We start from the raw sequence: 12,339 nt of genomic DNA, 5'->3' as shown, positions 1-12,339 counted from the left end.
TTTCCCTGTAAAGCCCAAATAACAATAAGCTAAAGAGTAAAACCGTGCCTACAAGCAAAAAGATTTCATAATCAAGAAAATAACATATAATGCTAATGGAAAAAACAATTATACTTAGCACTATAATTTTATCAAACTTATCTTCCATTTGAATAAAAATTTAAGTGTAACTAAATACCTCCAAAATTGGATACACCACCATCCACGACAATGGTGGAACCTGTTAAGAATGAGGCCAAATCTGAACACATCCATAAGGCTGCTCCTTGAAAATCCTCCGCTGAACCCAAACGTTTCAGAGGTGTTCGCGAAATAATTTTTTCTCCCCTTTCGGTGAAACTACCATCTGGCTTTTTAAGCAAGAACTCATTTTGATTGGTTAGAAAAAAACCGGGCGCAAGGCTATTCACCCTAATATTTTCAGAAGCCAAATAGTTAGAAAGCCATTTGGTATGGCTTTCTAGTGCTGCCTTCGCAGCTGAATAAGCACCTACTTTGGTTAAAGGTTGTAAGGCAGCGATAGAGGTGACATTTAAAATAACCCCTTTGTTTTTCGCAATCATATCCACAGAAAAAAGCTGGGCGGTATTCCAGCAAGCCTTAAAATTTTTTTCAAATACTTCAGACAGGGCATCAGGTTTAATTTGAGCGAAATTTAGCCCCTGTTCCTCCCACTTCTCGGCATTGGTGGTCGCCCCCTCTATGTTACCCCCTACAATATTGACTAATATATCAACTAAGCCAAGCTGCTCAAAAACTTCCATTTTCACCTCTTTCAAAGCCTCCATATTCGTCACATCAACGGCATAGCCACGGACGTCTACCCAATATTTTTGCTTCAATTTGGCTGCTAAATTTTCAGCACGTTCTTTATCTCGGCCAATTATGGCCAGTTTTGCCCCACAGGCAGCAAAAGCGGTCGCTAAACTTATTCCTAAAGCGCCGGTTCCACCTGGCATAACCACTAGCTTTCCTTTCAGATCATTAAATGAAAAATTATCCATATAATAAAAATTAGTACAAAAAATACTTCCCTTCACTTCCCTACTTAAAAAATATAATATACTTATGAATACATAGACCGGTATTCAGGCAGTACAGTAATCAAATATTGGGGATTTGATTGTATTGTCTATATAGTCCTAGGGAAGGGTCAAATAGTCTGAAAATATCCCCAATTGTTCAAAAGTTTTTAAATTTTTAATTATTGATCCACTCGAAGAGCATAAATATGCGGGCATAGGTCTAATAACAATCCGGAAGAATTAAGTTCAAGGCGGACAATCATTCCTTCCATAAAACATAGCGATCGAAGTCCAAATTAATTGGTATTACTTTTAAACAACACTGATTCCGTATTTGGAACCCAGTCATCAAATATGTATTTAAAACGATAAAAAACCATTTCCCGCGAACTTAACTTATGAGACCATTTCACCCTTTGCTGATCACCTGCACCAGGGCCAAAACAGTTAAACTCAGCATAGAAAGCAGTTTGCTCCCTTTCAGGTTTATTCCAATTATGCCAGCCTTCAGGATGAATATGTTGACCAAACTCACAGGATAAATAAACCGTTTTGGCATCGGGCCTCCAAGGTCTTCCCAAATAAACTGATTGGTCCGGGGCGTCTGAAGTTAGTTTGCAATTGATAAAAACAAAACCAAAGTCATCCGCTTTATTTGTAGAGGCCGCCGTAATATATTTGCCCCCTTTTCGTGAAAAAATCTCGCAATCTTCAAATACCGCTGTAGCCCATCCAAAAATAAAATCAGTAGCTCCTTCGATATAACAATTTTTATAATACTGCCTACTTCCTTCCTTTTTAGGATAAAGTGTATCTTGGAAACCCAGGAATCGACAGTTGTCAAATATTACCCTATCTCCGGACACCAAAACAGCAACTGCCTGGCTACCTGCACCAAAACTATTCTCAAAAGTAAGGCTTTTAGCAGTAAAATCATTGGCATATATATATACTGAAGAAGAGCCTGATGTACCTAGATTCTCTCCAAACCGATTCTTTTTACTAGCAAAATCATCAAAGCTAATCACTGTTTTTTCTGATGACTCTCCAATTAGGGTGATATTTTCCCGATTCTGAGGAATGGTTAATTTTTCTTTATAGACGCCATTTTTGATGAATATAGAGGTCTCTTTTTTTCTAAAAACCGGTACCTGATCTATCGCTGCCTGAATGGTTTCAAAATCACCGCTTCCCTTACCATCCACAATAAAATCATAAGCTTGACCATAAGCTTGAAAGGTCAACAAACAGAAGAATATAGAAGCTAATTTACTGATTTTCATAATGCACGAAGTTTTTCATATTCGATACCTGCCATTATAAAAGGACCAACTCCTTTAGGATCATTATCCCTAATGATTTCATTGATATAATAATCAAAACTACCATCCCGATAGGGATTACCTCCTAATCCCGCAACACCACAAATTTTAGTCAGGGAAATGCCACTAACAGCACCCTTCACCACCATTTTTTCTAAAATACTGTTGTAGGCCCTTAGACCCGCTTCACCATAGGAATTACTCAAATATCCATTATTATAGGATTTCAGTAAAAAATAAGCGAACATGCTGGAGGCAGAAGCTTCTAAATAGTTCCCATCTCTGCCTGCCTGGTCTAATACCTGCCACCATAAACCACTCTCATGTTGATGTTTAATAATGGAATCCGCAAGTTTTTGATGGATGCGCTTAATCTCACTAAATTGAGGATGGTCTTTTGGGAAATAATCGAGGATATCCACCATCGCCATGGCGAACCACCCCATCGCACGGCCCCAGGCATGAGGCGCTCTACCATTTTCTGAATTTGCCCATCTTTGCTCACGCGATTCATCCCATGCGTGATGGTATAAACCTTCTTCTTCTACCCAGGTGTATTTGTCTATTAAAATTACCTGCTGCGCGACTACATCAAAAAACTCCGGTGCATTGAACTCCATCGCATATTGTGCTAAAAAAGGAGAACCCATATACAAACCATCCAGCCACATTTGCGAAGGATAGCGCTTTTTATGCCAAAAGCCACCTTCCGAGGTTTTTGGATGTTCTTTCATCTGATCGATCAGCTGATGAAGTGCAATTTCATATTTTTCTTTGGGTGCCACTTTCATGACTTCCATCAATACTTTGCCAGAATTCACCCGGTCAATATTATAATCAGATTTTTTATAAGTTAAAATATGGCCATCTTCCTGAATCATGGAGTCCAGATAATACTGCGCATAGTCAAAATACTTTTTATCTGATGTTTGCTCCCAGACTTTCATCATAGCAGAGCAGACCAAACCATTGGTGTATTCCCATTTGGGTTTATCCCGAAAATCTAATAGTCGAGGATCGGGATTTCGAAGGATCTCTGCATCCGCCATTTGCTGGAATACGGGATCCTCCCCTGTGTTACTTAGAACGGTTTTATTGCTTGTTTTGGACTGACATCCTACAAAAAAAATAAGAACCAGACATTTAATGATCAAATTACAATTCATGGTTTTCAATTATTTCATTTAAAAAAATTTCAATATTAGTATATATTGGACTTAGAGAATACAAATTTTGGTCGTTAGGGTCTTGAGGATCTAATCCATGTTCCAATTCCCAATAATCAGGAATTCCATCTCGATCAGAGTCTAATGGAGCTTGGGTACTAGATAAGGCAGGCCATCCGCCCACATCAGTTTGACTATTGATAATTCCATTTTTGTTTACGCCCGCATCAGGCTGACCAGACCTCACTTCGGCTATTATTCGACGATCCGCATCATCTCGTGCCAAACTCATTCCTACAGTTTGCAATACCTTTTCGTAGGCAGTACGGGCGGTGGTAGACCAACTGGTATCCACCTCAAAGGGCTCCTGCAGAAGAACTTCCTTAATATCGGCTCCTTTAACCCCTAAACTATTTTCCTGGCTAACTTCGGGAAAACCCTCAATATAATTTCCATTTAGAAAAAATTTACCAAAAGGAAAAGAAGGATTTACCAATTGACCTATGGTAGATTTTTTGGAAGCGGGACCTGCTTTAAAATAATTATTCACCATATTATGGTTCCCTTTTTCTCCTCCATAAACATTATTGTGTCCCCAATTAAAGATTACATTATTTCGAAAGTCCACCCATTCTTTATTGGATTGTTGATGATATCTTGCTCCACAAAACCTCGGGTTCCTGCTCGCATGGCAAGCCAATAGGTTATGATGGAAACTGGCCTTATTACCACCCCAAATCCCCCCATAACCATGATTTCCCTTAGCATGTACCGATTCATTTAAACTTTCAGAAATAATACAGTATTGAAGAGTGAAATTTTCATTATCATAACAGGTTACCACTTCGTCTGTACCCCAGGAAAAAGAACAGTGATCTACAATGATATCCTTTTGTCGTAAAATTGTAAGGCAGTCATCTTCTTGTTGAGCCTCATCTCCCATTCTGCTTCGGATATAACGAATAATCACATTGGAAGCTTTAACTTTCAGAACATAATTTTTTAAACAAATACCATCCCCCGGAGCACTTTGCCCAGCAATCGTAAGGTCCCCATGAGCGATAACCAAGGGAGAGTTCAAGGCGATATTGCCGGACACCTTGAAAACTATTATCCTCGGGAAATCTTTTGCTATGGCATCTCTTAAACTTCCCGGCCCACTGTCATTTAAATTTTCAACTAATAATACTCGCCCCCCTCTTCCTCCTGTAGTATATTTCCCAAAGCCTTCTGCCCCCGGAAAGGCTGGAGACTGGGCAAATAGGCGTACCGTACAAAAAACACAAATAATTACTAAAACTACTTTATTAAAAAACAGTCGGTTATGAAAAATTGTATCTCCCATTATTAGTCATTAAAAAAAATTAACTTCGGAGTTAAAAACTCCGAAGTTCAAACCTTACAATAAATACATCTATAAAACTAATGCGTGCCCTTTTATGCTTTTCGATGTACTCACCTCTTTTTCAGAGATATCGCTATTTTTAACCTTAATATTTTCAGTAAACGGACCAGTTAAGGAAAGTTTAATGGTTTGGTCCGTTATGCATTTTGCATTCTCGAGCATAATGTTTTTCGAATTATGAAACATAAATGGTATTCCATCTCTTGTGGAAAGCTTTACATTTTTTAAATAAATTCCGTCTGCATCAAAACAACTCAACCCCTTGTCCGCGGCAATATCAATATTCGTCATATAAACCTCAGCCAAATTCATTTCCGGAAGCCCCTGCAAGGCAATTGCCTGATGAGCTCCGCGACATACTACATTGTTGACATGAATATTTCTAAAAATTGGTGTTTCATCATTCACCTGGTGTAATTGAGCTTTTAAGGCCTCCAAATCCACTACTTCTTCCTCCGGTTCTGCTACGGGTGATTTACCTGTATAATACATATTGAAACGAATGGCCTCTGCAGGAATATCTTTCATCTCTACATTGGAAATAAAAATATTTTCTACTTTTCCGCCTCTACCTCTTGTACTTTTGAATCTTAACCCTACATCAGTCCCTATAAATGTACAGTTGGAAACATGGACATTCCTCACACCACCAGACATCTCTGATCCAACTACTACCCCTCCATGACCATGGTAAACTACATTATCAATTACTACCAAATTCTCTGTTGGGATCCCACGTCTTCTTCCATCAGCATCTTTACCAGACTTTATACAAATCGCATCATCTCCAACATCAAAATTGCATCGATTTACCAATACATTTTTACATGATTCAATATCAATACCGTCCCCATTTTGAGAATACCAGGGGTTTCGTACTGTTAGATTACGAACAATTAAATTCTCACACATTAATGGATGAATATTCCATGCAGGAGAATTTTGAAATGTAGGCCCATCTAATAAAATATTCCTGGATTTAACTATACTTACCAATACCGGACGTAAGTACTCATGTATTTGCTGATGCTCCTCTAAGGTATTTAAATTTTCAGGAACATTCATGGTACTTAACTCGTCCCCTCTTTTTGCCTTTTCAGTAGGATACCAGATATTTTTCTTTTCATTTAAAATCCCCCCAGAGGCCAATAATTTTTTCCATTGATTAGCGGTCATTTTGGACTTTTTTACCGGACGCCAACGATCTCCATTTCCATCAAAAATTCCATGACCCGTTATCGCTATATTTTCAGCACCTAAGGCACTGATAGGCGATTGACAACGATAGGTATCCAAGCCTTCAAAACTGGTTTCCTGAAGTGGATAAAGAGAAAAATCGTCACTGAATAATATAAAAGCGCCATATTCCGTGTGTAATCTCACATTGGACTTTAAAACAATTGGCCCCGTCAACCACATACCCCGGGGAATCACTACGGTACCACCACCAGATTTATGTACTTTATCAATGGATTTATTGATGGCTTCAGTGTTAAGGCTAATGCCATCATTCTGAGCACCAAATTCCAAAATATTCACGGAATAATCGGAAAACTGTGGCGCCGCTATTGGCTCCATCGGAAATTCCAATTCTTGATAAAACTGGTTGTTCAAAGTCTGAGAACTATTTTCCAAGCCACTATGAGCCGGGGGTTGACAACCAATCGTGATAAAAAGTACCCCAATAAATAATACTAAATTTTGCATATTCTATTCGAAATTATTTATTCTAAAAAAATCAACATCTACATATCCTACTGGTCCGGTATAGCTGTTTTTTTGGCTAAATAAACCAATTTTAGCCCCTATCCATCTACCCTCTTCTGCTGTAAAGTCACCTATTATTGGATTAAAGTTCTTACCATCTATACTATAAGAGAATGTGGTAGTACCTCCTTCTTTCATCTGCATGGATAACCAAATGGTTTGTTTATCCAAAACTTTGGAAAGTAAAACCTCTTCCAGATTACCCTTATGGGCTTTATAGTTCCGAACCAATTTTAATTTAGATTTTCCTTCCCCTACATTTTCTAAATTCAATGCAGCATAATCCATTCCCATCATAATGAAGCCCGCTCTTTCGCCCTGGAGTAATTGAGAAACGTCAAAACAAGTCTGGGCTGAAAACGAAGGACCCGGAATTTTTTGTAATAATAGGTTTGGCTGTTCCCACACATTTTTACTGGTTTGGGAATGATATTGGCTGTACAATCGCAAATATCCCGGACGCTCATTCATGGCGTACCAACTGTTATGGGGATTAGCCTGCCATTGCCATCCTAAATGAAATTGATCCTGATTAAATTCATCGCTCAGGGGTAATTCGAATTTGGGCCCTTTGTACTTTATATTAGGCTTTGAATGCATAGTTACTGGCATTCCTACAGCCATTTCGGAGGGATGATATCCTATAATCGGCCAGTCGTTTTCCCAGGACATGGGCTGTAAATGAACAATTCTACCATAGGGTAACTTTTCCTGAAAGTGTACAAACCAACATTCGCCATTATCTAATTCAACGTAGCCCCCCTGATGAGGACCATTAATCGGACTATTTCCCTGCTCTAAAACTTTCCTGCCTTCATATGGACCGAAAGGGTTATCGGCTCTGAATACCATTTGCCAACCTTCAGCTACGCCTCCGGCAGGAGCAAAAATATAGTAATACCCATTTCGCTTGTAGAATTTGGGGCCCTCTAAGGTGAAATTTTCAGGGTATCCCACGATCACAATCTTCCGATTACGGGTCACACTCATATCTTCGGGACTAAGTTCCTGCACCTGTAAAACATCGCTTACACCTGCTCGGCTATTGGCGAATGCATGAACCATATACACCTTACCATCATCATCCCAAAGCGGACAAGGGTCAATATTACCCGCTGCTTTTTTTATTAAAATTGGCGTTGACCAGGCACTTTCCGGATCCTTTGTTTTCACCATATAGATACCACGATCAGGATCTCCCCAAAATATATAAAACCATCCCTGATGATGGCGAATAGAGGGAGCCCAAACGCCATTGCCATGCTGTACCTTATTATAATATTCATCCGGAAAATGAGGTATAGCATAATTTATTATTCTCCAATTTACCAAATCTTTAGAATGCAGAATTGGTAAGGCCGGTACACAATTAAAGGAGGAAGAGGTCATATAGAAATCATCCCCTACTTTACAGATATCCGGATCGGAATAATCCGCGTAGAGTATTGGGTTTTGGTATTTTCCCTTATTTAAATCAGCCTGCCAAATATTATTTGAAGCAATTTGAGCATAGAGGTTTAAACTGAGAAGGAGCCATCCAAAAACGGAACTATTAAAAATTATTAATCGAATTTTCATAATTCAGTATTTAATATAATAAAATACCTTTATTGGTATCCATACGAATTTGCTTAAATTCATTAAAGACTAACTGTGCTACAGCATATGCACCCTCCACCTGAAAATGAGTGTTATCTTCTATTCCCTTGGGATAAGCCTCAAATTTATCAGCTGCCAAATTCATAAAATACTTACTGGAAACATACTCCTGTCCTTTATCTGTAAAGTGCGCTAGAGATAAGTTAGTTAAATCAATACATGGAATCCCAAACTCTTTCGCAACGGATTTGACCGCATTAGGGTATTCCCCATGGCAACTTACCAGTTTTCCATCTATCCATGGATAATTTCTATTCACCGGAGTGATCAAAATTGGAAAAGCTCCCTTCTGAAGGGTTTGTGAGATGTAAAGCCTTAGAAATTCTTTATATCCCTCCACATTAACATACCTTAATACTTTCTGTACAGATTGATCATTATGTCCAAATTGCATCAAAACAACATCCCCTTTATTCAATTGGTCATATACTTTCCGCCAGCGACCTTCCTGAAAAAATGTGCGTGTACTTCGTCCACCTTTGGCCCGATCATCCACAATAACTGTTTCCTGATGAGATAAAAAGGGCACATTTCTTAGACTATCGGACTGCATAAAGTCCTGAAACACCTGCCCCCAACCCATTTGAGGAAACCTCTTTTTCTGGTAGTCTTCTTCCAGTGCATAATTCGCTACAGTCGAATCTCCAAGAATATATATTTTCTTTACATTTTTTTTCATCACAAAGCCAACACCCACGACTAATACCAAACTCAATATAATCACTATTGATAGCTGGGAAATTCGAGCATTATTTAAATGAAAATGCATAGTCCTATACTGTTTTATTTTTCCATTAATATTGTCCATCAGATATATCTTTTACCAGACTATTGATATATACTTCAATATTATCATAGGCACTAGAAAGATTATGGCCGATAGCATCTGGGGCATCAGGATCCAACTTATATAAACGCTCCCATTCATCCGGAATACCATCACCGTCAGTATCCAAGGGAGCATCAAAACTTTGCAAAAGCGGCCACCCACCTACATCGGTATGACTATCAATATGTCCATTAGTACTTCCATTGCTGCCTTCATAAGTATATTGGCCGCTCCTCACCTCACTGACTACCCTTAAATCAGCTTCATCTCTCGCTTTGGAAGCACCTGCCCACTCCAGCACTTTTTCATAAGCCTCCTCCGCTGAATGAGTTTTTACATTATTCTGAATATCGTGTGCTGAATTTATTTTTATATGAGCAATATCCTCATCTGTTATGGTTCCATATTTCCCATGAAATTGATTTAATACACCATAAGTCCAATTATCATCCGATGCCCGAATACTACCGTCGATAATATTTCCATCTATGAAAAATTTCCCCCAAATATCATAAGTAGCATGAGTGGATGTATTAATTTCTTTATCAATGGCAATAATTCTCTCTCGCTTACTGGAAGGGGTCGCCGGACCGGGCTTATAGTAACAATTTACGATATTAACATTCATGGCCTCTCCACCATAGCAACTGTTATTCCCCCAATTATAAATGACGTTATTTCTTAAATCCACCAAATCTGTCAACGCAAAAGGATCACCTTCTACTTCTCTCAATCTTGGATTTCGACTATCATGGTGAGCAAGCAAATTATGGTGAAAAGAAGCCCTCTTGCCTCCCCATAAACCACCATATCCGTGTGCTCCCTTATCATGGGCAGAATTCACCAGGGATTCATATATTAAACACCATTGAACGGTGGTATTTTCATTCCCATAGAGCGAAACAGCTTCATCAGTACACCAACTCATGGAGCAGTGATCTATAATAATATTTTTCTTGAACCGCCCTTCCAGTGCATCGGCTTCCATTCCGGCCTCATCCCCCGGACGAAAACGCAAATAACGGATTATGACATTATCGGCATTAATAATCACCGGATATTGGTTAATACTAATTCCATCACCGGGAGCTGTCTGCCCGGCAATAGTGATATCGCCCTGACTGATTACAAGTTTTGAATTTAATTCAATATTACCACTTACTTTAAAAATAACATACCGGGGACCTGAGGTAGACTCCACCGCCCACCGAAAACTCCCCGGACCGCCATCATTCAAATTAGTAACAAAAATTACCTTTCCTCCCCTACCACCAGTAGCATCTTTGCCAAAACCTTCAGCTGAAGGAAAAGCAAGGGGATCCTCCTCCACTCTTTCAGGGCCGTCCGCTTTTGATTCATCATCATTTTCGATAGGATTGTCCGTAGAACAACCACACCAAAAAAGTATATAAAAAATAAATACTCCAATATTAAAACACCTCATCATAATGTTCTTCAAAAAAATAAGATAGGATGACATTCATCAGCCACCCTATCATTAATGAAACTATAGCTCAATTCTCCATCTTGGATCACCACAATTGAATGCACCCGAGAATCCCTTGTCCTTAAAATTAAAATCCCCCTCTTGTGGCTTTTCCCACAAGTCTTCAATGCTACCACTATAAGTCAAAGGGGTTAACATTTCCCCATCATGCGACCAAACAAAGTCGCCTGTTTTGAAAGAGTTAGTAGCCGAAACGTTGGTGTTATCTCCAAAGGAAAATCCTCTGGAAGTATACTCTTCCGGCTCGGTTGAACTATTGTTCCAGCCGCGTCCAAAGATACAATTGGTAATGCCTACGCCTCCACTAACATCATTACTTCCAAAATCAAAAATATAACTGGAGTCATTGTGTCGTGGTGCTTCTGAGAAAGTACAGCTTGTAAAATCGATACGCTCGGCAGAAGTACTGGATCTTAAAACTCTTCTACACTGGTAAAAAGTAGAATTTTCAAATAAAATAGTACCTACTGGACCTCCTTCAAATCTAGCAACCGCATTGTCATCCGGCAAATTATATACAATACTATTCTTAATACTAAAAGCACCCACGGTAATCGCCCCTCTTAATCGCGCCACAGACCGGAAAGTGTGAAGACGACAATCTTCAAATGTGATTTCACCAATACTGGTATTACTTCTATTGGAATTAAACACATAGTGTTTGGATGTTAATCCCCTAAGTTCCACATTCTTAAAACGAATAAAATCAATGGATACTCCATCCGGAATATTCCAGTCAGAATCGGCATCAGTGGTTTCAATGATAGCTTTTTGTTCCCCAAAACCCAGTTGCGCCTGAACCGTAATTGATTTATTCAGATCAGCTGATGGTATATGATAAAAGTTGCCATATTTTAGTAAAATAATATCACCATCAGCAGCCATTTCAAAGGCCGCATTCAATGCAAATGGATCATCCAAATCCGTAATATCAATTACCCCGGGAGCATTTGGATCAATATCAGCAGGCTTGGTGGTGAAATTAGTCCAACCCCGAAGTGTTTCGCCGCTATAAATAGCAATTTGATAAGTTTTCTCCGGCTCCAGGCCAGAGAAAATTTTCTCTCCATTATCACTATCCGAATCTGATACTTCATCTTCCAAAATAGGATGCTCCAGCCGTAAATCATCCGGATCAAAAGCCTTGACACCTGTAATGGCTGCACCAGCTTGTTCCCAGGTCACTCTTGCGGCTTTATCTGTAACATCAAAGGGGGACGGGTTAATCAAATTGGAAGGGAAGGTTTGCGTCCTTATAGTTCCTAAATCAGACACATTGCTATTATACTCTTCTTTATCCGCAATAGCCCTCACCTGAATCTGATATCGGGTATTCCAAAACAACTCTTCTCCGACAGTTTCTTCGCCGATTACGGTATAAGAGCTATCACTTACATAGCTATACTCCACGGTAGAGAAGGAATCACGACTTACTTCAATATGGTAACCCACTGCATCAGAGAATGGCATCAGGTTAACCACAATTTCGTTATTAATGGACTCCAGATTGGATTTTAACACCGGACTAAACATTCGCACGCGCAGAAAATCCTCCTCTTGCCTGCAGGAGCTCAGGCCTATTACAATAGCCAGAAAAAATACCGCTAACGCTCCTATATTCTTATTAAACGATTTCATATTCTTAAAATCTTAAATAAA

Annotated in this window: 9 protein-coding genes; all 9 read right to left on the bottom strand. The window is 39.1% G+C overall.

What is annotated here, in order from left to right:
* Window positions 1–170: 170 nt before the first annotated feature.
* Window positions 171–1,004: an SDR family oxidoreductase gene (locus AAA970_RS23440; protein ID WP_338239324.1), complete on the bottom strand. Its 834-nt coding sequence runs from the start codon at window positions 1,002–1,004 to the stop codon at window positions 171–173.
* Between the two features lie 317 nt (window positions 1,005–1,321).
* Entirely contained in the window at window positions 1,322–2,308 is a 987-nt protein-coding gene (locus AAA970_RS23435) for a pectinesterase family protein (RefSeq protein ID WP_338239323.1), read from the bottom strand.
* Window positions 2,305–3,513, bottom strand: coding sequence for a glycoside hydrolase family 88/105 protein (locus AAA970_RS23430; protein WP_338239322.1), 1,209 nt, complete (start codon window positions 3,511–3,513; stop codon window positions 2,305–2,307). The genes AAA970_RS23435 and AAA970_RS23430 overlap by 4 nt, the downstream gene beginning before the upstream one ends.
* A complete protein-coding gene (locus tag AAA970_RS23425; RefSeq protein WP_338239321.1) occupies window positions 3,503–4,858 on the bottom strand; it encodes a pectate lyase in 1,356 nt (451 codons plus the stop codon). The genes AAA970_RS23430 and AAA970_RS23425 overlap by 11 nt, the downstream gene beginning before the upstream one ends.
* A 69-nt stretch (window positions 4,859–4,927) precedes the next feature.
* Window positions 4,928–6,625 carry a glycoside hydrolase family 28 protein gene (locus AAA970_RS23420; RefSeq protein ID WP_338239320.1) on the bottom strand — a complete coding sequence of 566 codons (1,698 nt, stop codon included), beginning with the start codon at window positions 6,623–6,625 and terminating at the stop codon, window positions 4,928–4,930.
* 3 nt (window positions 6,626–6,628) lie between these two features.
* Window positions 6,629–8,263 carry a glycoside hydrolase family 43 protein gene (locus tag AAA970_RS23415; RefSeq protein WP_338239319.1) on the bottom strand — a complete coding sequence of 545 codons (1,635 nt, stop codon included), beginning with the start codon at window positions 8,261–8,263 and terminating at the stop codon, window positions 6,629–6,631.
* 10 nt (window positions 8,264–8,273) lie between these two features.
* Window positions 8,274–9,068: a rhamnogalacturonan acetylesterase gene (locus AAA970_RS23410; RefSeq protein WP_338239364.1), complete on the bottom strand. Its 795-nt coding sequence runs from the start codon at window positions 9,066–9,068 to the stop codon at window positions 8,274–8,276.
* A 70-nt stretch (window positions 9,069–9,138) separates the two neighbouring features.
* The gene (locus AAA970_RS23405) at window positions 9,139–10,620 is read right to left on the bottom strand and encodes a pectate lyase family protein (protein WP_338239318.1); all 1,482 of its coding nucleotides are present in this window, start codon (window positions 10,618–10,620) and stop codon (window positions 9,139–9,141) included.
* 60 nt (window positions 10,621–10,680) lie between these two features.
* The gene (locus AAA970_RS23400; RefSeq protein WP_338239317.1) at window positions 10,681–12,318 is read right to left on the bottom strand and encodes a DUF5123 domain-containing protein; all 1,638 of its coding nucleotides are present in this window, start codon (window positions 12,316–12,318) and stop codon (window positions 10,681–10,683) included.
* Window positions 12,319–12,339 lie beyond the last annotated feature (21 nt).

Source organism: Persicobacter diffluens (assembly GCF_036244895.1).
In the GTDB taxonomy this organism is placed as follows: Bacteria; Bacteroidota; Bacteroidia; order Cytophagales; family Cyclobacteriaceae; genus Persicobacter; species Persicobacter diffluens.
The sequence above is the reverse complement of the archived record's forward strand: the minus strand, read 5'-3'. Positions and strand labels throughout refer to the sequence as shown.